This is a genomic window from Cytobacillus sp. QJM3NY_8 (assembly GCF_056173585.1).
Map to the genome: position 1 here is coordinate 760,848 of NZ_CM149681.1, position 23,419 is coordinate 784,266.

A 23,419-nucleotide genomic window follows, 5' to 3' on the forward strand; every position below is an offset into this window, starting at 1 on the left:
TCCAGTTCTGATACCGTCCGGTTTTTTATTTACCCATTATTTTTTAAATAAAAAAGGGGCGGTTGCGATAACGCCAATCACATATAAAACCAATGCGAAATAAGCAGGAAGCAGGTGGATAAAATCCGTATAGTTAATAAAAAAATGAGTTAAGATCCCGGCGGCGAATGCCGGAATCGCCCCAATGGTGAAGGTCCACCACACCCATCTTTCCCCCTCGCGGATCCCCCATAAAGCCAGCATCAAGACGAGCAAGCCTACACTTAAAAGTGCGCTCCCAAATCCTGCACGGTCATGTGCGATCACAGGAATTAACCGATCGTTAAACTCGTTCAGAGCTTCAGGAGTCATGCAAAGATAAGTAAGATCAGTTGGTACAAATACATGTGAAGCCCCAATGACGGAAATGATCATCCCGCCAATAGCTAATGAAAACCCCAGAATCACAAAGCAAAGCTGGCCGAATAAGCTCAGCTTCCACTGCGGACTGTTGAAAAGATTTGAACTGGAGGGAGATGCACTTGCTGTTCTTGATTTTGCATATCCCAATATAAACAAGGGCAGTAATATAAGCCAAAACAGCCCATGGAGCCAATCGAAATAACCGTAGCCAATAAACAGGACAATGCCCAGGAAGCCGATAGCTCCTGCTATATTTACCGCTTTTCTTGCCCAGTGGAGGCCATTTCTTATTCCATGCCTGGCAAGCTGCATATAGATGATTCCGCCTGAAATCATTGTTCCTGACAGCGTCATTCTGTCATGAGCCATAAAGTATAAAATGGCAGGGTTAAAGGAAATAATATCTTTCCTAAAGATCCCCAGAAAGCTCTCGTCATAGGGAAGGATCACCGAAGTCATGCTGAAAAACAGGGCTATGAGCCCTGCAACGGCAATAGCTAAGCCGAACAGCCAGTACCAGCGCCATCCTTTCACTTCGACAGGCTCCTTCGTAAATGTGCTGGTATAAGCCTCGTTAATCCTCTTCGGCAATCCAGGTCCAGTGAAAATGTACTCATCGCCTAACATGATTAAAGAAGCTCCGCTTTCCAGCAGTTTAATAGCATCTGAAGGCTCTTTTACACAGCCTGAAGTAATGATGGGCAATTCTTCGCAGTACAGCTTCCTGAGAGCTGACAGCTTATGAATGAGTTCTTCCGGTGAAGCATTGCCTGTAAGAAGAATTCCGTCCGGGCCATAGTCCAGGCTGAGAGTATCATCCTGTGAAATAGAAAGGATGATAGGTTTATTTAATTCATATTTAAATTGGTTAAATTGACTCGCTGATTGAAAAATATGGCTGCCCAAAATAAATCCGTCGCTAAAAGGAAGCAATTCTTCACAAATTTGCAAGGCTTCCTGATAAGTTCCTTCAACGTTTATAAGAAGCGGAATCTTCTTTTTCTTTAAGGAAAGCAGCTGTTCCTTAGCTGCCATTAACTCCATTGAAGCGTCAGTTAATCTATGTATCTTCTCTAGTTTCGGGTCCATAAATAGTTCTCCTGATGACCCTCGAATGGAAACAGGTCCAACTTCAATAAAACCAAAGCCCAGATTCTGAAAAGCCTTCATCCCTGATAAGTGAGGATCAATCCTGCCGGTAAGTCCGACTGGAGTGGAAAAATGAACACCAAATAAATTTTTCGCATGCTTGCCGGAGGGTTCCATATGACCAAGAAATTCGATTAATCCTTCCCCTATACGGCTGGATGAAATCATGCTCATTCCGCGATGGATAAACTCCCGGCTGAAGGAAGGCGGGAGCTTCTGAAGTATGGGCTTAAAAATAGGATGATACGACCAATCCGGCAAATAAAACACCTCCCATTTTTATCTATTTTAGCATACGAGTTTGGATGGATAGGCAGTTTATTGTGGTGAAAGAGTGCTCCTTCTATTTAAACAGACCGTCAATAAAGGACTAATGACAATTGGATCATTGAAATTCATAGCAAGGAATACAAATTATATTATTTTTATTGCAAATGCAACAAAATTAAGGTAGATTGAATATATGGTATTATTATTGCATTTACAACAAAAATTCATGTTGAGGAGCTGAGTACACTGGAAATTCTCCGTGAAATTGGCATGATCGCTAGGGCACTGGATTCCATAAGCAATATCGAATTTAAAGAGCTTGACCTTACAAAAGGGCAGTACCTGTACCTTGTGCGAATATGTGAAAATCCAGGAATTATTCAGGAAAAGTTAGCTGAGATGATAAAAGTTGATCGGACAACGGCAGCCCGTGCGATTAAAAAGCTTGAAATGAATGGCTTTATAGAAAAGAAAGATGATGAACAGAACAAGAAAATCAGGAAGCTCTTCCCAACAGAGAAAGGGAAAAAAGTTTTTCCTCTTATAAAGAGAGAACATGAATATTCCAATGCGATTTGCTTAGAGGGGCTTTCCGAGAAAGAAGCAGAAACCATTTTCAAGCTGCTTCAAAGAGTTAGAAAAAATGTAGAGAAAGACTGGGAATATGTGAAAAAGGGGAACAAGAGAAATTATTAAAGGAGAGGCATAATGACTATTAATATGAAAAAATGTACACTTGAAGATTTAAGCAGACTTCAGGAAATTAGTTATGAAACCTTTAATGAAACGTTTAAGGAACAGAATTCTCCCGAAAACATGGAAGCCTATTTGGAAAAGGCGTTTAACCTAAAGCAATTAGAGACTGAACTATCTCAACGTTCATCACAGTTCTACTTTGTTGAAATTGATGGCGAGACTGCCGGGTATTTAAAGGTGAATACCGATGAGGCTCAGACTGAAGAAATGGGCGATGAAGCACTCGAAATTGAGAGGATATATATCAGAAGCCCATTTCAGAAACAGGGGTATGGTAAATATCTGTTCAATAAAGCCCTGGAAGTTGCGATGGAACAAAATAAAAAGAAAATTTGGCTGGGTGTATGGGAAAAAAATGAAAAGGCAATTGCCTTTTATAAGAAAATGGGATTTGTCCAAACGGGAGCCCATTCCTTTTATATGGGTGATGAAGAACAAACGGATTTTATAATGGCCAAGATTCTCAAATAATATTTTGAAGGGCGGATGATCATGTATATTCCTAAATATTATAAAGTCACAAATGCGGATGAAATATGGGAGTTTGTTCAAAGTAATTCGTTTGGCACGATGGTCACGACCAAACATGGAAGACCCATAGCCACTCATCTGCCATTGCAGTTAATAAAAGAAGGAGATACGTGCTATTTAACAGGGCATATGGCTTATGGAAACCCGCAATGGAGAACATTCGAAGCCTCTGAAGATGTACTGGTGATGTTCCAGGGACCACATGCTTACATTTCATCCTCATGGTATGAGGAAGAAAATGTCCCGACTTGGAACTATCAGGCTGTCCATGTATATGGTCGAGCCAATATTCTGAGTGAAGAGGAATTAAAGCAGGACCTGGCCATGCTGCTTCAAAAATATGAAAAGCATCGCAGGAATCCAGTTTTATGGGATAAGCTTTCTCCGGAGCTTTTAGAACAGCAGCTAAAAGGAATTGTTGGATTCAAGATTAGGGTAGAGGAAATTCAAGCTGCCGATAAACTAAGCCAGAACCGCAATGAAAGAGACTATCAAAATATAATTCATAAACTCCATGAAGAGAATGATCTTAATTCTAAGCAAATGGCCCAACTGATGGAGGGTAAGGTAAAAAAGAGATTGTAAGTTTATAGGAAAAAACAGAGGAACCAGGATGTCCCTCTGTTTTTTGGCATCTGGAATATTATGTTAGTATAGAGGCGAGGACGTTGATCTTATTTTTCATGAAACGAATTAATATCATTCTCATACAGTAGTTATTAAAAAGGGAGTGAAGCATCGAATATGAAAATCATTTTATTTTTGGCCATACTCGGTTTATGCTTGATTGGTTTTAATTGGCTTATGGGCTATAGAAAAAATCATATCACCATTGATTTGGATGAGAGGTACGTGGACTTTAAAGAGTATGTTGAAGCGATTCAGAGTGAACTTATCAAACAAGGGCGAGAGGTCAGTTATATGGGGAATCGAAAATTTATTATTGATGGCCAGACCTATATTTTCATAGAACGCAATGTTTCGATGGGAGGCGTTCCCCTGCAAAGAACTATTCTGAAACCGGAAAAGTGACTGACCTGAAGGTGCTCAGTTAATCAATTCGATAGCTGGATTCTGGACTGTCATTCGGCAGCTTTTTCTTATGGAGATAGCGGGATATTTGGACAATATAAGTTAATGAGTTTAATAGGGGGATAGGAAGGGACTTGAGGTTATTTATTGTTATTTTACTAATTCTTTTTGGGAGTTTTTTAATTGGTTTAACCATCGATAACTTTGGTAAGATAGGTAACTTTATTATGAATTTAATTGGGGCTGGGATAAATTTATTAGCTGTTATTATTGCGAGGAACAAGAAAGAAAAACAGCATTCCGTTTAAGCAGAACATAATTTAATTAGCGTGACCTACTAAAGTGCTAATTGGAATGAAAACAAACAAAACATCTTCCAGCGAGGAAGATGTTTTATTTCAGATGGGGAAATCCCTGCTGGCGCAGAGCCTCATACACCAATATAGCAGCTGTGCTTGAAAGGTTGAGTGAACGGACATTATCATTCATGGGTATTCTTAAAAAGTGATCCTTATTTTCTTCCAGTAAGTCTTTTGGCAAGCCCGTTGTTTCTTTTCCAAACATGAAATAATGCTCCTTTGAAGCATCGCTGAAATCAAAGGATGAATGTGCCTGTTCACCAAAGGTTTCAATATAGTAGAACTCGCCTTGGTTTTTTGAAAAAAAGTCATCCATTGAATCATAATACGTTATGTTCACAGAGTTCCAGAAATCAAAGCCTGCCCGTTTGATCATTTCTTCATCTGTTGAAAAGCCAAGCGGCCGAATTAAATGCAAGGATGTATCCGTTGCAGCACAAGTTAGAGCAATATTTCCGGTATTGGCCGGAATATCCGGCTGATATAGTACGACATGTATGGCCAAGGATTGTCACCTCTATCTTCAATTTACCCTCCAAATTATAGCATATTGATTGGGCGTATTAGTAATATGCTAACGGGACAGGGACGTTAGTTAAATAATAGGATCTGCTGACGATTAAAAAACACGCTGATGATTAGCGTGTTTTATACTTCTTCAGGCATAGGTGTTGGAGTAGATTCTGTCCCCATGCTTTCGTATTTTTTATCAATCATATGACGAATATCTTTTAAGCTTGTGCCTTTTTCAAACTCTGATTTAGCCTCACGGGCTATGTCCACACAAACCCCTCAGCCAAAGCCCATGGTATCAAGTGTTACCGTGGTCCCTTTTACGTTATCAACGAAGCAATTCGTATTGCTGGTGTGACCATCTTCTTCATAACAGCCGCAATAACATGGCATGTAATCCAATACCTCTGGATGTGCGATAGCGAACTGATATGCTTCTAAAACTTTAGGGCTGTCGCTGTATGTGGTGACGGCTGACCAGTCATTGCTGCCGATTTCATACGTTAAGACAGGAGCAGCCTGTTCTTGATGGCCGCTATGTGAATGGCTATCCTCTGATGCCTGATCTTCTGCCGGCGAACAGCCAGAAACTAGCACAATGGCTGTTAGTATAGGGAAAATGAAATTCTTCATTAAACCTTCCTTTCTATCAAATTGCTATTTTAATGTAAGAATACCTAATTCTAATTACTGATTCAATGATTCTATGCCTATTAATAATTACCAAGGGCACAATGAATTCATAGAATAGTCATAAATAAAACACCAGCCATCGCTATAATGAAAAGGTACATACAATTTTTTGAACATGTAAACAAAGGAGACGTGCTATATATGAGGAAAGCCATTTTTCTTTTTGCCTGTGTTTTATTTTTGCTGGCAGGGTGTTCAAAGGAGAATGACGCTGCCGAAAAAGTTCCTGAATTATTGGAGGTTTCGGTTAACATTCCAGAAGTGATACAGGAAAATCAAGAGGCTGTCATCCAGGCCGCCGTCACACAGGGGGAGGAAAAGGTTGAAGATGCCAATGAGGTTAAGTTTGAAGTGAAAAAAGCAGGTCAAGATACATCAGAAGAAATGATTGGGGAGCATCAAGGCAAAGGTGTTTATTCTATTACAACAACGTTTCAAGAGGCGGGAATCTATTCAGTAACAGCACATGTAACGGCAAGAGGTATGCATAATATGCCAACAAAAGAATTTAAGATAGAATAAAGCAAATAATAATTTTCAGTTAATGGTTCATCCTTCAATTTGGATGAACCATTTGTGCTGTTGGATACTCATTTTCTTATGACATAAAAATATCTTCCTAATAATCAAATGAATGTTTGACTGTTTGGTAATAGATGCATATACTAATAATCAAATAATCGTTTGATTAAGGAGGTGGCTTCCTTGAAGCATGAAGATGTTTGTGAAGTAACCTGCGTAGATGAAGAAAAAGTAAGACGTGTTAAAGAATCTGCCTCACACCACAATACCTCTGCTGTTGCCCAAATATTTAAAGCATTATCTGATGAAACTAGGGTTAAGATTGCCTTTTCCCTATGTGAGGAAGAAGAACTGTGCGTCTGTGATGTAGCCAATATTGTGGGGTGCACAACGGCTACGGCTTCTCACCATTTACGGCTTCTTCGGAATATGGGATTGGCGAAGTATCGTAAGGAGGGCAAATTGGTCTTTTATTCACTGGATGATGATCATGTCAAACAGCTGATTCAAATTGCCTTTACACATCAAAAGGAGGTGGCGCACTATGAGTGAGGCTTTAGCGAAGTCAGATGAAAAAACGGTCTATCGTGTGCAGGGATTCACCTGAGCAGGCTGCGCCACAAAGTTCGAAAAGAACGTAAAACACCTGGATGGTGTTTCTGATGCAAGTGTAAATTTTGGTGCTTCAAAGCTGACCGTTTATGGAGATGCAACCATTGAAGAACTGGAAAAGGCCGGAGCTTTTGAGAATATAAAAATTATCCCTGAGAAGGAGCGGTTTGAAGAGAAGGAAGAACCTTTTCTGAAAAAGCATGCGACTGTCATCGCTTCCTTTGTCCTCCTCGTTATTGGATGGGCTGCGGGGGAACTGAATGGGGAAGGGAGCATTTTCTCCGTTTTAGCGTATGGCGCATCGATGGTTATTGGCGGATACCGCTTGTTCACAACAGGGTTAAAAAATCTAATCCGCCTTCAGTTTGATATGAAAACACTGATGACTATTGCTGTCATTGGTGCCGCCTTTATAGGGGAATGGGGCGAAGGAGCGACTGTCGTCATCCTCTTTGCCATCAGTGAAGCACTTGAAACATATTCCATGGATAAAGCGCGTCAATCCATTCGCTCTTTAATGGATATTGCTCCAAAGGAAGCCTTAATCCGAAGAGGAAATCAAGAAATGATGGTTGAGGTGGATGATATTCAGCTTGGCGACATTATGATTGTCAAGCCCGGGCAAAAGATCGCGATGGATGGCATCGTAGTAAAAGGGGTGTCATCCGTTAACCAAGCGGCTATTACGGGTGAGTCGGTCCCTGTTGCCAAAACGGCTGAAGATGAAGTCTTTGCAGGAACCTTGAATGAAGAGGGACTGCTTGAGGTTAAAGTAACAAAGCATGTAGATGATACGACAATTGCGAAGATCATCCACTTAGTGGAAGAGGCTCAGGCTGAGCGAGCACCTTCACAAGCCTTTGTCGACAAATTTGCTAAATACTATACGCCGCTTATCATGCTTATTGCCTTAGGTGTGGCCGTTGTTCCTCCGCTGTTTTTTGGAGCTGATTGGGATACATGGATTTACCAGGGATTAGCTGCACTTGTGGTTGGCTGTCCTTGTGCGCTCGTGATCTCGACCCCTGTTGCAATTGTTACTGCGATTGGGAATGCGGCAAAAAATGGCGTACTGATTAAAGGCGGTATTCATTTAGAAGAGATGGGCGCAATCAAAGCCATTGCCTTTGACAAAACGGGAACACTAACAAAAGGGATTCCCATGGTAACAGATTACCTTCCGCAATCCCATGCAAATTCTAATGAGCTTTTGTCCATTGCTGCCGCATTGGAAAAAGGATCACAGCATCCACTGGCTTCAGCTATCATGAAAAAAGCGGAAGAAGAAAATGCGGCATACCAGGACATCAGTATTGAAGAATTTTCTTCCATTACGGGAAAAGGTATTAAAGGAATCTTTCAAAATCAGATGTATTATGTTGGAAGCCCGAATTTGTTTGAGGAATTATTATCAAACGGCATTCCTTCTGAATTAAAAGCAACCATTGCCCGCCTTCAAAAGCAAGGAAAAACGGTCATGGCAGCAGGTACCTCAAAGGAAGTATTGGGTCTGATTGCCGTAGCGGATGTGTTAAGAGAAAACAGCAAAAATGTTATTGGAAATCTCCATTCTATGGGGATTCAAAAAACCATTATGCTTACTGGCGATAACGAAGGAACTGCAAACGCGATTGGTGAACAAGTCGGCGTATCAGATATTAAAGCCGAATTATTGCCACAGGATAAATTAAGGTATATTAAAGATCTTAGAAAGAAATATGACCGTGTGGCGATGGTTGGCGACGGTGTAAATGATGCCCCTGCATTGGCTGCTTCTGCTGTTGGAATAGCCATGGGGGGAGCTGGAACAGATACGGCTCTTGAAACAGCGGATATTGCCCTGATGGCAGATGATCTTGGCAAACTGCCATTTACCGTAAAGTTAAGCAGAAAAGCCCTTAGCATTATTAAGCAAAATATTACGTTTTCATTAGGGATAAAGCTAGTCGCATTACTTCTGGTCATTCCAGGCTGGCTAACGCTTTGGATTGCGATTTTTGCAGATATGGGTGCGACTCTTATTGTCACATTAAACGGCTTGAGATTACTCAGAATTAAAGATAAATAAGATAAGAGCTTCCCATTTTTCATGGGAAGCTCTTTTGCTAGGGGGATACTTTGGGATACGACGTTTTGGTTACTGGGGCAGGCCAAGCAAGCCTTTCTGCAGGCTAATATCCTAAAAAGAGAAAAATTTGCTCAAAGACGGAGGAATAAAGCAGAAATCGAAGGCTTTATCTGCCAATGATCATAGCCCCTTCTTTAAGGACCAAAGCACAGTGAAAGTAGGAAATCTGATTTGGTCCACTGGCTTTAAATCGGGTGATAGCAGGATAAAGCTTCCCGCAATCTTTAAGGAGAAAGAGATGCCAATACATAAAGGAGGAGTTACTGATAGTCAAGGGTTATACTTTTTAGGGCTCCCTTGGCAATATAGAAGGGGTTCGGCGCTGCTCCAAGGGGGTGGGGAGGTTGCTGATATTTAGTTCATGAAATGGTTAAGAACCTGCAGCCTCTCAGTGATGATTAAAGTCAAAATAATAATGGTATACTTCTGTTGGGAATTAAGTAAATGAGAAGGGAATTTTACTATGAATAAGATCCTAATGTCATTCCTATGTTTTTTCATCATATTGCCATCAATGGCAACTGCTCACACTGGGCTGGAATCTTCAACTCCAAAACCAGGACAAATAGTAACGGAACATCTAAATGAAATTACTCTTACCTTTGCTGGTGAAATTGAATCTTTGAGTACAATGACTCTAGTCATGGAAGGACAAGAAATCCCTTTTTCCGATGTTGAACCAAATGGCAAGCAAATGAGCGGAACATTCGAAGCACCACTTGAAAACGGATCCTATGTTATTCGCTGGAAGATAGTCGGGGAAGACGGGCACCAGATTACAGGGGAAATCCCCTTTACTGTAAAATCTGAAGAAAATACAAGTCAAGAATCAGAAATGGAAGAATCTCAAATTTCTGATGAAGAAAAGATGCAGACAGAAGAAACAGAGAAAAGGGCAGAGAGCGAAAAAGAATCCTCTCCAAATAGGATTATGAATATCTTTATTCCAATTTTAACATTGGCTATATTAGTGTTGGGATTGTTCCTTCTGTTCAGAAGGAAGCGTTAAAATGAGTGTAGCCGTACCGTTAGCCGAAGTCGTAACATATCTTTTATTTTCGATTTTAATCGGAAACACAGTACTTCAGTTTATATCTGAAAAGAAAAAGCCCAAAACAAATATCTCTAAAAAGACGCTGCTTTTATCAACGTTAGGCATTTATATTTTTACATTTGGACCGGTCGCACAGACGATTTCTTATTTTAGCGATGACGTAGGTCTTACACTCGCAGCGTATTCAGTTCTGACAGATTTTCAAGTAGGTAGAGCCTGGATCTTCATTGGGTTTATGTCGGTATTCCTATGGATGACATTGTTATTAAATGGTTCAAAATATCTGCAGGCGCTTTGGCTGCTGCTGATGGTTTTTGCCATTGGGTACTCCAGTCATGTTGCCTCATTGTCCTTTTGGAACGGGTTTATTGCACATTCCATCCATTTTCTTATGGTGACACTTTGGACAGGGATTCTAATCCACGTCGCCTGGTTTTCAAGTGATGAAAAAAAGTGGCCATTGTTCCTGCGGTGGTTTACCCCATTTGCCATGATAAATTTAATGATCTTGCTTATAAGCGGCTTTGCTCTAATGTTCTATATGGTTGAACCAAAGGATTATGTGAATTCATGGGTCCTCCCATATGGGCAAATGCTTCTGTTAAAACATCTAAGCATTATTCCTTTATTGGTATTCGCATTTTTAAATGGAGTGCTAACCAGAAAATCATTAATAGTTTCCTCTTTTGACCCTCGGCCATGGATTAAGGGGGAGAGTATTATTATTTTCCTTGTTTTTTGTTTTACAAGTGTATTGGGAACTTTATCGCCACCCCACGAAGTTGAATTTACGGTCCAGTCGGAAGGTGCTTCGATTTGGGTGGAATGGCTTTTGGGAACTGACATTCCTTCTGTAAATAATGTTCATTTAACACCAAATTTTTTATCATTATTTCTATTGGCTAACTCTCTGCTTTTCTTAGCTTTAATTGTGATCAGCTTTAAGAAAGTAAAACCTTATATTGCAATTCTTTTCGGAATGAGTTTTGTTTTTGCCCTTTATTTTGGTTTGATGATTTCTCTATCTATATGATATGCGGTGTCAAAAGATAAGTGGCCAAAACCCCTGGAACAAACATTGAATTAAAGTTCGGAGCTGTCATTATGGCAGCATTTCTTCTGCTATCGGTGCAGTTCATATGAAGGAGGAATATTTGGTAATAGTCAAGAATAGATACCAATAAAAACTTAGGAAGTGAGTAAACGGTGACTAATCGCAGTATTGCTGGTTCAAAAAGTATTCCTTTTAGATTGATAGAACAAAAGAGAGAAACAAGCAGTTTAGTTATTGTCTTGCCTGGGGCTGGCTACACAACAAAAGCACCGCTGCTGCACTTTGCCACAGGGTTATTTTACACAAAGGGTTTTGATGTATTACACATTAACTATACACTTAGCAGGGAAGAGATGTCTGTTCTAAGTGAAGGGGATTTCTCGAGAGATGTACAACATGCAATCGATAGCGCCATCAAGAACAAGGAATACAGTAATTATTATGTAGTGGCTAAATCAATCGGAACAATAGCTTTGAGTTATCTGCTAAATAATACTATGTTGAAAGATGCAAAAGCCGTATGGCTGACGCCATTGCTGCAAAGAGAAGACGTATTTAACGCAATGGGTAATAGTGATCATAAGGGACTTTGTATAATTGGAGATCGGGATAGTTGTTTCATTGAGGAGCGCTTTGAAAAATTGAAAAAGAACCAAAATCTTATATTAAAAGTGGTTGAGGGTGGAAATCACAGTCTAGAGCTTGATGAAGAACCTATAAAATCAATTGAAATATTAAAAGGTGTCATATCAAATATTAATGAGTTTTAATATCTGAATAGGCTAATCTTTAGTACTGCTTTTTGAACTGAGGAGCTTGTTAGTGGAGAAAGCTGGTTGAAACTAGTTAGGGATACTTGATAATATAAGGCTGTTTTCGCAAGGTTTGTTGCTTTTTGTATATTATTTGCTGAGTTGATTGCAGCGGAAGGTGCGAGATCCTTGAAAATGCATTTGCATTTTCTTCGTGCGGTGTTTGCTCGAGGAAGCATATTCAATGTCCTGCGGGAGTAGCGGGACAGATGAGACCCCGCAGACGCGGAGCGTCGAGGAGGCTCACCGCCCGCCCCGCGGAAAGCGAGCAGCCTGGAGCGGAAATCAACGGACAACATTGATAGGTGAAAAACAACAATTTATACGAAAAGAGCCTAATATAAAGAAATATTTAATAAAAAAGGATGACTGTCATGAAAAAAGCAGTGAATATAGCCTCCTAAGATAAATTTGATTATATTAGGAGGCGTTGAGTATGAAATTTAACAGTATTAATCGTGACAATTGGGATCGAAAGGAATATTTTGAACACTATATACAGCAGCAGACAACATTCAGTCTGACGAATGAAATAAATATTACGACGCTTATGAAGAACTTAAAGAAAAAGAATTATAAGTTATATCCTGCGTTTATTTTTATGGTGACAAAAATCGTTAACGCCCACAGAGAATTTAGAATAAATTTCAACTCAGAAGGTAATTTAGGTTATTGGACAGAGATATGCCCTCTCTATACCATTTTTGATAAAAAGACACACACATTTTCTGGCATCTGGTCACCAAACTTATCTATTTTTTCTGAGTTTCATTCTCAATATGAAAAAGATGCAGAAGAATACAATGGTACGGGGAGATTATTTCCAAAAATACCTATACCAGATAATACTATTCCGATCTCTATGATTCCTTGGAGTTCTTTTACCGCATTTAATTTAAATATAAATAATGGCGGGGATTTTCTCTTACCCATAATAACTGGAGGGAAGTATTCACAAGTAAATGATGAATTTTTCCTGCCTGTCTCTTTACAAATGCACCATGCTGTTTGTGATGGCTATCATGCTGGTGTTTTTATGAATGATTTACAAAGGCTTGCCGACGAAAGTGCAGATTGGATTTAACTGGTCATTGGTGGAGTATATCGAAGGAACTGTGTGCAGCAGTTCCTTTTTTATAGAAATACTAAAGTTTGTAAATAAAAAAGACAGGAGTTAGTTGCGATGATAAAAGGTTTCGGCGGAATATTTTGGAGAACTAGGAATCTTGATGCTGTGAAAAAATGGTACAGTGAAGTGCTGAAGATTGAAATAGAAAATTGGCATGGGAACTTGATTAAACCCCCATTAGGCAATGAGATTATCTTTTCTTTGCCGAGTATGACAGTTATTTTCCAGCAGAGCAACAAGTGATGTAAAATTTTCAAGTAGATGATTTAAACGAAACTATTAAGCATCTTGAACAAATTGGTGTCCCTCTTGCTAAGGAAAAAGAGGTTAGTGAGTTTGGAAAGTTTATTTGGATCGAAGACCCTGATGGCCGACTGGTCGAGCTTTGGGAGAAATAGCTAGTTGTCATATATTTGTTACTGAGCTATCGTTGCTCATAAGCTTATTATGCTTGTGGGGCAGTTGACCAAATTAAATTATTCTTATGAAAATAGTTGACACTCTTCGCTACTCGGTGTTACGATATACCTGTAATAAGCAATACTGAATAGCGGAGTTTCACAAGTGCTGTTCAGTAAAAAAATTTTCCCTGGTACTAAGTATCACTGAATATAAGTCAGACACAATAGAGGAGGCTCTGAATATGGAAAATTTAACTGAAATGCTGAAGGGATCGCTTGAAGGCTGTGTACTGGAAATCATCAGCCGACATGAAACCTATGGCTACGAGATTACCCGCCGGCTGAACCAGCTTGGTTTTACCGAAGTAGTGGAAGGGACGGTGTACACCATCCTCGTGCGATTAGAAAAGAAAAAGCTGGTGAACGTGGAAAAGAAACCTTCAGATATGGGACCGCCCCGCAAATTTTACTCACTAAATGATGCTGGCCGCCAGGAACTTGAATTATTTTGGGAAAAATGGGATTTTGTATCTTCAAAAATCAACGTCTTGAAGTCAACCTAGTTTCATAAGATATTCTGTCGGATATTTTTGGAGTGTCTTGTTCAGCTTTATAAAAAAAGGAGGAAAAATAACATGTTTGATATGTTTAAAAAAATGATTGGTGATAAAAAAGAATACAAGATGATGATGGCGAGGGTTGAAGCCCTTCCAGAGGATTACCAGTTTGTATTTAAGAAAATCCAAAACTATATGTGGAATTTCTCAGCGGGCAACGGGATGGATATGCTGCACATGCAGTATGAATTAATCGATTTGTTCGAAGCCGGTGCGGCGGAAGGCAGACAAGTGCTGGAAATCACCGGAGATGACGTGGCATCCTTTGCCGACGAACTAGTGGCAAATGCTAAAACCTATGTTGCCAAGTATCGTGAGGATTTGAATGAGAGTATCATGAAGCGATTGGGAAAAAAATAAATTCTATATATAATACCGACTGAATAGGTGTTTTACAAATGTGGTTTATCACCTGCACTATTCAGTTTCATTTTTACCTCGGTACTAAGTTATACAGAATATCTGTCAGACTAAGTAGGGGTTTGTAGGCAATCCAGCTCCGCAAGGCGCTAATTATAAGGAGGAAAAAAGTATGAGCAATGCAGCGATTTTTGTAAAAGGGTTAAAAAAATCCTTTAAAGATAAGGAAGTCTTAAAGGGGGTGGATTTTGAGGTGAGGCGTGGCGAAATTTTCGCCCTGCTGGGTTCAAATGGAGCGGGCAAGACGACGACCGTCAACATCCTCTCGACGCTGATGAAGTCTGATGGCGGAGAAGCTAGTATTTGCGGCTTTGACGTCCAGCGGCTACCGGATCAGGTTCGCCAGAGCATCAGTCTGACAGGGCAGTTCTCAAGCTTAGACGGCATGCTCACCGGGCGGGAAAACCTGATGATGATCGCCAGGCTGAGGGGAGTTTCTAATCCCGCAGAAGTCGCTGACAATCTGCTTGCAAGATTCAGCCTGGCCGATGCGGCTAACCGCCGGGCTGACAATTATTCCGGCGGGATGAAGCGCCGGCTTGACATCGCCATGAGCCTGATTGGGACGCCGGCAGTCATTTTTCTCGATGAACCAACGACAGGGCTTGACCCGGAAGCGCGGATTGAAGTCTGGGATACCGTCAAGGAGCTTGCCGGCGGCGGCACGACCATCCTGCTGACGACCCAGTATCTGGAGGAAGCCGAACAACTGGCAGACCGAATCGCCATTCTGCATGGCGGAAAAATCATCACGACCGGTACTCTAACCGAACTCAAGGAGATGTTCCCGCCAGCGAAGGTGGAGTATATCGAGAAGCAGCCGACATTGGAGGAAATTTTCCTCGCAATCATCGGCAAAAAGGAGGAAATGTAAATGAAAAGTAAAACAGGGGTATTACTAGGTCGTTTAATGCGCAACATTATGCGCAGTCCGGATACGATTATCACGGTGGCGATTACGCCGATTATGATGATGCTGCTGTTTGTCTACGTATTTGGCGGCGCCATAGAGACAGGAACGGACAACTACGTCAATTATTTATTGCCGGGAATTCTGCTGATGGCTATCGCGTCCGGCGTTGCTTACACTTCCGTCCGGCTGTTTACGGATGTAAAGAGCGGGCTGATGTCGCGTTTCATTACGATGCCCATCAAGCGCTCGTCGGTATTGTGGGCTCACGTGCTGACCTCGCTTGTTTCCAATGCGCTTACTATCTTGGTGGTTATCCTCGTTGCTCTCTTGATGGGTTTTCGTTCCAGCGCTGATGTCCTGGAGTGGCTTGCGGTAGCTGGAATACTCGGGATGTTTACACTGGCGCTGACATGGCTGGCGGTCATTCCCGGATTGAGAGCGGGGTCTATGGAAGGGGCGACAGCCTACTCATACCCGCTGATTTTCCTGCCGTTTATCAGTTCGGCCTTTGTTCCCACCGACACCATGCCTAAAATAGTCCGTGCGTTCGCTGAAAACCAGCCCGTGACTTCAATCGTGGATGCGATCCGTGCCCTCTTGTATGAAGGGTCTGTTGGCAGCGGCATCTGGATCGCGCTTGCCTGGTGCGTCGGCATCATGCTCATCTCTTACTTCTTCGCTGTTAAAGAATTCAAACGCCAGTTAGGGTAAGCACACCATTATAGGATAACGGATTCATAGCCCTATAGGGCCTTTTGGCTAAAGGTTAATGAAGCATACAAATAATGAAAAAGGTGAATCTGCCGTGGATTCACCTTTTTCTTATTGGATGATACTTTTTTCAATGACAAGTGACATGCTTTCAGCTATTTGCTGATAAGTAGCATCATTCGGATGAAAGACATTACTGGAAAGATCGCGTTTGGCGTCTGTGACCAGATTGAAAGTATCCACTACTTGAACTTTGTATTTCAAGCCTAGTGTACGGGCAGACTCATTCCATTTTTGGATGATGGAATCAAATGAATCCCCGTTTGGCGATTGCTTGAATGGATTATATAGCCCCATATAGAGTATGACTGCATTGGGATTACTTTCACGAATGTTTTTAAACGTCTTTTCCAAATTCGGAATTTCGGTCTCCAGGATGCCAAGGGCGGTTTCTTCTGAATATTTTTCGAGGATCTCCCCGCTATTAAAAAGGTTATTTCCCCCTATTGTAATGGTAATGATTTTGGCGTCTTTAAGAGATCTCTTGACTTCCTTTTGTTCTAACTGGGCCAGCAAATCTTCAATTCTGGCACCTCTTACACCCAGGTTTTGGAAACGTTCTATAGTATTATTTTCTTTAAGTTCATTTCCAACCGGCTGGACAAAGCCTTCTCCCTTTGATGAGCCGACACCCCTGGTCAATGAATCGCCAAGTGCAACATATGTATCACCAGGTGTGACAGGAACTTCTTCTGTTTTCGCTAGTATCCCTGCTCGAGGCGGACTGGTAACATCCATGTAGGCACTGACTAGGCCATACCCAAAAAGAACTGTCAGCGCAAGGGACAATGTTAAAAATAACTGCCACATCCATTTTTTCATCGTTTGACTTCTCCTTTTAATGTAATTGTATCTAAATTTTTCTCAAATTGAGTATTTAAAAGAGTCATTGTTCGAAAATTTAGTTAGAATAGAACAAGGGTGATGCTATGAGCTTAAAGCCGACAGTTCAATTGGAAAATGTAACGAAAATCATTGGAAAGAAAACGATTATTGATAATATATCATTTGACATTTATCCAGGAGAAGTATTTGGGTTCCTGGGTCCTAATGGTGCCGGTAAAACCACCACGATCCGGATGCTCGTTGGGCTCATTAAGCCAACGTCCGGGAAGGTTGAAATATGTGGTTTTGATGTAAGAAAGCAATTTGTTCAAGCGATGCAGCGCCTCGGTTCTATCGTCGAAAATCCAGAGCTGTATAAGTATTTGAGCGGCCGCGAAAACCTGCAAATCTTTGCACGGATGCTGCCTGATGTGGATGAAGAACGGATCCAAGAGGTCATTGATTTGGTTGATCTGACTGTAAGAATTGATGATCAGGTTCGGACCTATTCATTGGGAATGCGTCAGCGCCTTGGTATTGCACAAGCATTGTTAGGCCGTCCGGATGTGCTGATACTGGATGAACCTACAAATGGACTGGACCCGATGGGAATCAAAGATCTGCGGACATTTATCAGGAAGCTGGTCGATGATACGGGCCTAACGGTGCTCGTATCCAGTCATATTTTAAGTGAAATCGAGTTGCTGGCGGACCGTGTGGCTATTATGAGCCATGGGAAGATCGTGAAGGTCGGCAGCGTCAGCGATTTAGTTGGTGCACTGTCATCTGGTGTGGATTGGAGAGTCAGTGATTCTTTTCGTGCACTTGCTATTCTTAAAGAATCCCCATATGTCCAGGCTGCAGAACTATATGATGACCATACTATACACACTCTTATGGATGATAGCAAAACCTCGCTCCTGAATGAAGCTTTAATGAAGGCGGGTATTGATGTATGGACGATCGAAAGGAAAGTGCAGACATTGGAGGATCTATTTATTAGTTTGACAGGAGGCGATCATATTGTCTAATCCAAATATGGTTGGCCTGATTCATAATGAAGTGATGAAGATTGCTTCCAAAAAACGCATGGCGGTTGTCATCGTTATTTTAGTCATTCTAGTCTCTATGTTTACATACGCACAATACCGGGAGATACAGGAGAAAATCGAAAAACAGGGTACTCTGGACTGGAGAGTGGAGCTTCAGCAGGAGATTGTCGATCGGCAAAATCGGCTGGCATCGAGCGGAATCCAGGACGAGTTTAGACAGTTCCTTGAATTTGATCTGAAGCAAAAGCAGTATTATCTGGACAACGATATTAACCCAAACTATCCTGGAGCCCCTACGTTTATCCGCATCTTTTTCTCACAGGGAATTACGCTTGTCCTGCCTTTATTCATTATTATTATAATGGCTGATATTGTGAGCGGGGAATATAATGATGGCACCATCAAAACATTGCTGTCCCGGCCGGTTAAACGATGGAGAATCCTGATGGCTAAATGGCTGACGGTTTTGCTGTATACGTCATTGCTGATGGCGGCAACCGTGATTGTCTGTTATGGGGTTTCAGGAATCGTGCTCGGTTATGATGGCTGGACTGCACCTATTTTGACCGGATTTCAAGCTTCTGCATCTGGTGAGTTTTCAACGGAATACATCCATATCCTGTCGATGTGGGAATACCTGCTGATGTCAGTTGGGCTTGCCTGGGTGGTAACAGCGGTTGTTGGAACCATAAGCCTCATGATATCGGTTCTGGTGAAAAATACAGCGACTGGAATTGGGGCGATGATGGCCGTGTTAATCGCAGGCACCCTGTTATCTTCTATCGGTTCGAGCTGGACGAGCTCCAAGTATTTAGTGAACTTGAACTTTGATCTGATTAACTACTTAGAAGGTCAAGCTCCGCCGATTGAAGGGATGTCACTGCCATTTTCATTAACCATGCTTGGGATTTGGGCTGCCGCCTGTCTTGCTGTTGCGTTTTGGAATTTTACCCAGAAGGATATGTATTAAGAGTGTCATTATATAAGGATAATCCTTATTAGTATTTAGAGTTCAGAAATAATTGATTGACAATTGGGTGAATTTAAATTATTATCGCTTTAATTAATTAAAAAATTGAATATTTTCTTCTTATCCAGAGAGGTGGAGGGACTGGCCCTTTGAAGCCTCGGCAGCAGGTTCTGATGAATACTGTGCCAATTCCAGCAAGCGCATCGCTTGAAAGATGAGAAGAGGGTTGATAAAACTCTCTTCTTAGGAGGAGAGTTTTTTAATTGTTTATAAATCCAACTTAAGTTATGCGAAAAGTAGATATTTAAAAATGCAAGAGGAGAGAAGAAAAATGAAATATGGTTTCTGGTTGCCGATTTTTGGAGGCTGGCTGCGAAATGTAGAAGACGAAAATATGCCGCCAACCTTTGAATATGCTAAAAACGTCATTCAGTCGGCTGAAAAATGGGGATACTCGACTACGTTAATAGCTGAATTATATTTAAATGATATTAAAGGACCGGACCATGATTCTCTTGAAGCCTGGTCCACGGCAGCCGCACTTGCAGCCGTGACGGAAAAAATTGAAATTATGACCGCGGTCCGCCCTGGTTTTCATAATCCTGCTGTAGCAGCAAAAATGGCAGCCAATATTGATCAAATCAGCAACGGCCGTTTTACTCTAAATGTGGTTTCTGCCTGGTGGGCCGAAGAAGCGCGTCAATATGGCGGTATTTTTACAGAACATGATGAGCGTTATGCCCGCACTGAGGAGTTCATTGATGTTCTAAAAGGGTTATGGACGGAAGAAACCTTCCATTATTCCGGTCAATTTTACGACTTAAGGGACACGAAGCTTGCTCCAAAGCCAGTTCAAAGACCTAACCCGATTCTTTATGCAGGCGGTGAAAGCGAAAAAGGCAAGCAGACCATTGCAGAAAAATGTGATGCTTATGTTATGCACGGCGGAACGGCTGAGGAGATTGATCTGAAAATAGGAGAAATGAAGGCACGGCGTGAACAAACGGGCAATGCGCCATTCAGTTCTTTCGGAATGGCTGCTTATGTTATTTGCCGTGATACAGAAGAAGAAGCTCTTGCTGAGCTTGAAAAAATCACGGCTGTGAAGGATTCCAGCGGTTACGCCGGTTTTAAGGATTTCACTACAAAGTCACAATTAGAGCAGCAGATTCAGCTGCAGGATTACTCTGTCTCTAACAGAGGTCTGCGGCCAAACTTAGTAGGAACACCAGAGCAAATTGCTGATCGGATTTTACAATATGAAGAAGCTGGCCTAGACTTATTATTATTGCAATTTTCACCTCAGCTGGAGGAAATGGAACGCTTTGCAAAGACGGTTATGCCATTAGTGGAACAAAAACGCAGTTTAATAAAGAGCTAGAAAGGGGCCATAATAATGAGCAAGGTATATGTAATTCATGAAAATAGTGAGTGGACAGTCCATTTGACAAAAAGGCTGGAGGAACTGGGTGTTCCTTATGAAGAATGGCATTTAGACGAAGGAACGGTAGATTTATCGGCAGAACCTCCAGAAGGAATCTTCTATAGCCGGATGAGTGCTTCTTCTCATACCCGTGATCATCGCTTTGCAGCTGAATTTTCGGGACAAGTATTGGCCTGGCTTGAAGCACATGGCCGTACAGTGTTGAATGGAACGAGCGCTCTGAAGCTTGAAGTTAGTAAGGTTTTGCAGTACTTGGAGTTAAACAAATCTGGTGTCAGGACTCCCAAAACGATTGCAGCGGTTGGAAAACAACATATTATTAAGGCAGCCGAAGCATTTGCCGGACAGCCGTTTATCACGAAGCATAACCGTGCCGGTAAAGGCCTGGGTGTTCAATTATTCCATAGTATTGAAGCTCTAAAAGCTTATGTGGAGGGACCTTCCTTCGAAGAGCCTGTTGATGGCATTACCCTTATTCAGGAATATATTCAATCTCCTGAAAGCTATATCACCCGCTGTGAATTTGTCGGAGGCAACTTTGTTTATGCCGTCAGGGTTGATACATCGGAAGGATTTGAACTATGCCCTGCGGACGCATGCCAGATTGGCGACTTATTCTGCCCTGTTGGAGAAGAAGCAGAAGAGAGGCCAAAGTTCAAGATCATTGAAGGTTTTGAGGACGAAATTTTAGAAAAATATAAAGACGTTCTGGCCAGGAATCATATTCAAGTCGCTGGCATTGAATTTATCAGAAATGCTGAAGGTGACATTTTTACTTATGATATTAATACAAACACAAACTATAACTCTGAAGCAGAAGCGAAAGCTGGAAAATATGGAATGCTTGAGTTAGCTTCATTGTTAAAGAAGACATTGGAAGAAAAATACGCTGCAACTGCAACGGCTTAATTTGTGAGGACCTGCTATAGCAGGTCCTATTGTCTTTTACTGCAGCATGTTTTATAAAGAAGCAATCCCAATCAATCTTGCGATGAGAGGGATTGCTTCTTTAGTGCTTAAGAGAGCTGCCTAAACCAGGCAGCTTTTTTTTACAAACTGGGCAGGTTAGAAATTGGAAAAATAGGTGGGGTTTTATTGATTTAGCTCTAAAAATATAGATATGGTTGTTAAGAGATAAAGGAATTATCCATACATAGGATTGGACTATAAATGAAAACGCTGCAGGAGATGACAGTGTAATCTTGAATATTAGACAGAAATGAAGATTGCGGAGGAATAGTATGATCTCTGATTTAGAATTGATGGAGCTTCATGTGAATGTGTTATTTAGACATGATAGTGAAAATCGAGTGATAGCTGTGAATGAACCCCCTTACGGTGCAGCGCCACGAATTTTCATTGGTGCCACTAGAATGGGTAGTATAGTAAGGTATTCAAACTCACTGGATAAGAGTACTGTAGAGAAGTTAGACCAAGTTATAGGAGCTAACCCTGGTGCTCATCCAGGGAAAATAATAAAGGCATTAAGCATTGACCATCTTTTAAGCAATGTATGGACTGGGCCAGCGTATGTATTTCCTGATGTAAGGGACAGGACTTATTCAAGAGCAATTAAAATAACTCATGAAAACAAAGAAATTTTAAAGTCTCAGTTTCCATATACCTATGAAGACTTTGAATACAAGCAACCCTGTTTTGTAATAATTGAAGACAATATACCAGTTTCAATTTGCTGTAGTGCAAGGAAGACTTCAAAAGCCGACGAAGCAAGTTTGTTTACACATGAAGACTACCGTGGAAGAGCATACAGTGCAGATGTTGCAAAGGCCTGGGCTGCAGAAGTTCAGATACAAGGACGCATTGCTCTATATAGCACTTCTAAGGACAACTTAGCATCTCAATCTGTGGCAAGGAAGCTGCAATTAGCTCAGTATGGAACAGACATTCATATAAGCTGATTACACATGACTGCTTTTGCATCTAATAGGGCATTAATCCAGGAAGGATTAGTGCTTCTTTTGTTAAAGACACTATTAGACAAACGGGGCGGTTTGTTTAATAAGCAATGTGTTATATTAGGTACAGTTATTTTTAATGAGGTGAAAGAAATGGTTAGAAGGAGATAGATAGCCTCCTGAATTAGATGCTGTTTTAATTTTAGGAGGCTAACTAATATTTTTAGGAGTTGCATAAAATGAAGCAAAACAAGTATGATGATGTGAATTTCTTTTCTGAATATAAAAAAATGGCACGTTCAGTCAAAGGACTTGAAGCTGCTGGAGAATGGCATGTATTAAAAGAACTTTTACCCGAGCTCCGAAATAAAAGTGTACTAGATTTGGGATGCGGTTTCGGTTGGCATTGCCGTTATGCTCGTGAACAGCAAGCAAGGTCTGTTATTGGAGTAGATATATCTGAAAAAATGCTTGACCAAGCTCGTGAAATGACTCATGATTCCTTCATTTCATACATTAAAATGCCAATTGAAGACATTGATTTTTCAGACTCTCCATTTGATGTTGTCATCAGCTCATTGGCTTTTCATTATATTAAGTCCTTTGAAGCAATTTGTAAGAAGGTCTATGATTGTTTAAAGCCTGGAGGTTCTTTTGTCTTTTCAGTTGAACATCCAATCTTCACTTCTCGGAACGAACAAGATTGGCATCATGATGACAAAGGGAATCGTTTGCATTGGGCAGTTGACAATTATCAATTGGAAGGATTACGTGAAACAACATTTCTAACTGAAAACGTTATAAAATACCATCGCACATTTTCAACTTATATCAATGCCTTAGTTAATGCTGGATTTAATATAAGGGCAATTAAGGAACCTATTCCCTCTGAGGAAATGTTAATCAGTATTCCTGAAATGAAAGATGAACTCCGTAGACCTATGTTCTTAATTATCTCAGCAGAAAAGTAATTGTTTAAACGTTCCTGCGTAAATGCAGGGACGTTTTTCTTATTTAACATGCGATGCAGGTTAATTAAGGCAGTAATTTCCAAAATACAGGAATTCCTTTAAT

The 23,419-nt window shown here is 41.0% G+C and carries 25 protein-coding genes, 1 pseudogene and 1 riboswitch; of the genes and pseudogenes, 22 read left to right on the forward strand and 4 right to left on the reverse strand.

Annotated elements, in window-relative coordinates; genetic code table 11:
• Positions 1–36: 36 nt before the first annotated feature.
• Positions 37–1,812 (reverse strand): beta/alpha barrel domain-containing protein, encoded by a 1,776-nt coding sequence (locus tag AC0VZ9_RS04130; protein WP_009335246.1) that lies wholly within the window; start codon positions 1,810–1,812, stop codon positions 37–39.
• 279 nt (positions 1,813–2,091) lie between these two features.
• On the opposite strand from AC0VZ9_RS04130, the gene AC0VZ9_RS04135 reads away from it, so the two are divergent.
• From AC0VZ9_RS04135 to AC0VZ9_RS04150, 4 genes are all read left to right on the forward strand, one after another.
• On the forward strand, positions 2,092–2,517 hold the full coding sequence (locus AC0VZ9_RS04135) for a MarR family winged helix-turn-helix transcriptional regulator (RefSeq protein ID WP_009335245.1): 426 nt from the start codon (positions 2,092–2,094) through the stop codon (positions 2,515–2,517).
• A 12-nt stretch (positions 2,518–2,529) separates the two neighbouring features.
• Positions 2,530–3,048, forward strand: coding sequence for a spermidine/spermine N(1)-acetyltransferase (paiA, locus tag AC0VZ9_RS04140; protein WP_009335244.1), 519 nt, complete (start codon positions 2,530–2,532; stop codon positions 3,046–3,048).
• A 21-nt stretch (positions 3,049–3,069) separates the two neighbouring features.
• Positions 3,070–3,693: an FMN-binding negative transcriptional regulator gene (locus tag AC0VZ9_RS04145; protein ID WP_009335243.1), complete on the forward strand. Its 624-nt coding sequence runs from the start codon at positions 3,070–3,072 to the stop codon at positions 3,691–3,693.
• Positions 3,694–3,852: 159 nt separating this feature from the next.
• On the forward strand, positions 3,853–4,140 hold the full coding sequence (locus AC0VZ9_RS04150) for a hypothetical protein (protein WP_009335242.1): 288 nt from the start codon (positions 3,853–3,855) through the stop codon (positions 4,138–4,140).
• 393 nt (positions 4,141–4,533) lie between these two features.
• Here AC0VZ9_RS04150 and trmL read toward each other — a convergent pair whose 3' ends face one another.
• Both trmL and AC0VZ9_RS04160 read right to left on the reverse strand, forming a co-directional pair.
• Entirely contained in the window at positions 4,534–5,004 is a 471-nt protein-coding gene (trmL, locus tag AC0VZ9_RS04155; protein ID WP_009335240.1) for a tRNA (uridine(34)/cytosine(34)/5-carboxymethylaminomethyluridine(34)-2'-O)-methyltransferase TrmL, read from the reverse strand.
• A 143-nt stretch (positions 5,005–5,147) separates the two neighbouring features.
• Positions 5,148–5,645, reverse strand: a complete 498-nt coding sequence (locus AC0VZ9_RS04160) for a PCYCGC motif-containing (lipo)protein (RefSeq protein WP_269465762.1) — start codon at positions 5,643–5,645, stop codon at positions 5,148–5,150.
• A 201-nt stretch (positions 5,646–5,846) separates the two neighbouring features.
• Here AC0VZ9_RS04160 and AC0VZ9_RS04165 point away from each other — a divergent pair, with 201 nt between their 5' ends.
• The 12 genes and pseudogenes from AC0VZ9_RS04165 to AC0VZ9_RS04220 all read left to right on the forward strand — a co-directional run bounded on the left by AC0VZ9_RS04165 (position 5,847) and on the right by AC0VZ9_RS04220 (position 16,078).
• Positions 5,847–6,227, forward strand: coding sequence for a FixH family protein (locus AC0VZ9_RS04165; RefSeq protein ID WP_071157924.1), 381 nt, complete (start codon positions 5,847–5,849; stop codon positions 6,225–6,227).
• Positions 6,228–6,410: 183 nt separating this feature from the next.
• Entirely contained in the window at positions 6,411–6,779 is a 369-nt protein-coding gene (locus AC0VZ9_RS04170) for an ArsR/SmtB family transcription factor (RefSeq protein ID WP_019379488.1), read from the forward strand.
• On the forward strand, positions 6,772–8,907 hold the full coding sequence (locus AC0VZ9_RS04175) for a heavy metal translocating P-type ATPase (protein ID WP_082919362.1): 2,136 nt from the start codon (positions 6,772–6,774) through the stop codon (positions 8,905–8,907). The genes AC0VZ9_RS04170 and AC0VZ9_RS04175 overlap by 8 nt, the downstream gene beginning before the upstream one ends.
• Before the next feature lie 523 nt (positions 8,908–9,430).
• Complete coding sequence (locus AC0VZ9_RS04180) at positions 9,431–9,976, forward strand: copper resistance CopC family protein (protein ID WP_475397040.1); 546 nt, start codon at positions 9,431–9,433, stop codon at positions 9,974–9,976.
• Position 9,977: 1 nt separating this feature from the next.
• Entirely contained in the window at positions 9,978–11,054 is a 1,077-nt protein-coding gene (locus AC0VZ9_RS04185) for a copper resistance D family protein (protein ID WP_009335234.1), read from the forward strand.
• A gap of 173 nt (positions 11,055–11,227) precedes the next feature.
• Positions 11,228–11,845 carry an alpha/beta hydrolase gene (locus AC0VZ9_RS04190; RefSeq protein ID WP_009335233.1) on the forward strand — a complete coding sequence of 206 codons (618 nt, stop codon included), beginning with the start codon at positions 11,228–11,230 and terminating at the stop codon, positions 11,843–11,845.
• Positions 11,846–12,323: 478 nt separating this feature from the next.
• Complete coding sequence (catA, locus tag AC0VZ9_RS04195; RefSeq protein ID WP_009335232.1) at positions 12,324–12,971, forward strand: type A chloramphenicol O-acetyltransferase; 648 nt, start codon at positions 12,324–12,326, stop codon at positions 12,969–12,971.
• 99 nt (positions 12,972–13,070) lie between these two features.
• Positions 13,071–13,414, forward strand: a pseudogene (locus tag AC0VZ9_RS04200) (VOC family protein).
• A 245-nt stretch (positions 13,415–13,659) separates the two neighbouring features.
• Positions 13,660–13,980 carry a PadR family transcriptional regulator gene (locus AC0VZ9_RS04205; protein WP_019379484.1) on the forward strand — a complete coding sequence of 107 codons (321 nt, stop codon included), beginning with the start codon at positions 13,660–13,662 and terminating at the stop codon, positions 13,978–13,980.
• 72 nt (positions 13,981–14,052) lie between these two features.
• Positions 14,053–14,394 carry a DUF1048 domain-containing protein gene (locus tag AC0VZ9_RS04210; RefSeq protein WP_009335229.1) on the forward strand — a complete coding sequence of 114 codons (342 nt, stop codon included), beginning with the start codon at positions 14,053–14,055 and terminating at the stop codon, positions 14,392–14,394.
• A gap of 172 nt (positions 14,395–14,566) precedes the next feature.
• Positions 14,567–15,328 (forward strand): ABC transporter ATP-binding protein, encoded by a 762-nt coding sequence (locus AC0VZ9_RS04215; RefSeq protein WP_009335228.1) that lies wholly within the window; start codon positions 14,567–14,569, stop codon positions 15,326–15,328.
• Positions 15,329–16,078 carry an ABC transporter permease gene (locus AC0VZ9_RS04220; protein ID WP_475397041.1) on the forward strand — a complete coding sequence of 250 codons (750 nt, stop codon included), beginning with the start codon at positions 15,329–15,331 and terminating at the stop codon, positions 16,076–16,078. It begins immediately after the preceding gene.
• 111 nt (positions 16,079–16,189) lie between these two features.
• On the opposite strand, the gene AC0VZ9_RS04225 is transcribed toward AC0VZ9_RS04220, so the two are convergent.
• The gene (locus AC0VZ9_RS04225) at positions 16,190–16,960 is read right to left on the reverse strand and encodes an SGNH/GDSL hydrolase family protein (protein WP_475397042.1); all 771 of its coding nucleotides are present in this window, start codon (positions 16,958–16,960) and stop codon (positions 16,190–16,192) included.
• A 107-nt stretch (positions 16,961–17,067) separates the two neighbouring features.
• On the opposite strand from AC0VZ9_RS04225, the gene AC0VZ9_RS04230 reads away from it, so the two are divergent.
• The 6 genes from AC0VZ9_RS04230 to AC0VZ9_RS04255 all read left to right on the forward strand — a co-directional run bounded on the left by AC0VZ9_RS04230 (position 17,068) and on the right by AC0VZ9_RS04255 (position 23,316).
• Positions 17,068–17,994, forward strand: coding sequence for an ABC transporter ATP-binding protein (locus tag AC0VZ9_RS04230; RefSeq protein ID WP_009335225.1), 927 nt, complete (start codon positions 17,068–17,070; stop codon positions 17,992–17,994).
• A 7-nt stretch (positions 17,995–18,001) separates the two neighbouring features.
• Positions 18,002–18,985 (forward strand): ABC transporter permease, encoded by a 984-nt coding sequence (locus AC0VZ9_RS04235; protein ID WP_009335224.1) that lies wholly within the window; start codon positions 18,002–18,004, stop codon positions 18,983–18,985.
• A gap of 117 nt (positions 18,986–19,102) precedes the next feature.
• Positions 19,103–19,206, forward strand: a riboswitch (SAM riboswitch).
• A 110-nt stretch (positions 19,207–19,316) separates the two neighbouring features.
• Positions 19,317–20,366: an LLM class flavin-dependent oxidoreductase gene (locus tag AC0VZ9_RS04240; RefSeq protein WP_009335223.1), complete on the forward strand. Its 1,050-nt coding sequence runs from the start codon at positions 19,317–19,319 to the stop codon at positions 20,364–20,366.
• A gap of 15 nt (positions 20,367–20,381) precedes the next feature.
• Complete coding sequence (locus AC0VZ9_RS04245) at positions 20,382–21,338, forward strand: ATP-grasp domain-containing protein (RefSeq protein WP_009335222.1); 957 nt, start codon at positions 20,382–20,384, stop codon at positions 21,336–21,338.
• Positions 21,339–21,670: 332 nt separating this feature from the next.
• On the forward strand, positions 21,671–22,348 hold the full coding sequence (locus tag AC0VZ9_RS04250) for a GNAT family N-acetyltransferase (protein ID WP_009335221.1): 678 nt from the start codon (positions 21,671–21,673) through the stop codon (positions 22,346–22,348).
• Positions 22,349–22,584: 236 nt separating this feature from the next.
• Positions 22,585–23,316: a class I SAM-dependent methyltransferase gene (locus tag AC0VZ9_RS04255; RefSeq protein ID WP_009335220.1), complete on the forward strand. Its 732-nt coding sequence runs from the start codon at positions 22,585–22,587 to the stop codon at positions 23,314–23,316.
• The last annotated feature ends 103 nt before the right edge of the window (positions 23,317–23,419 follow it).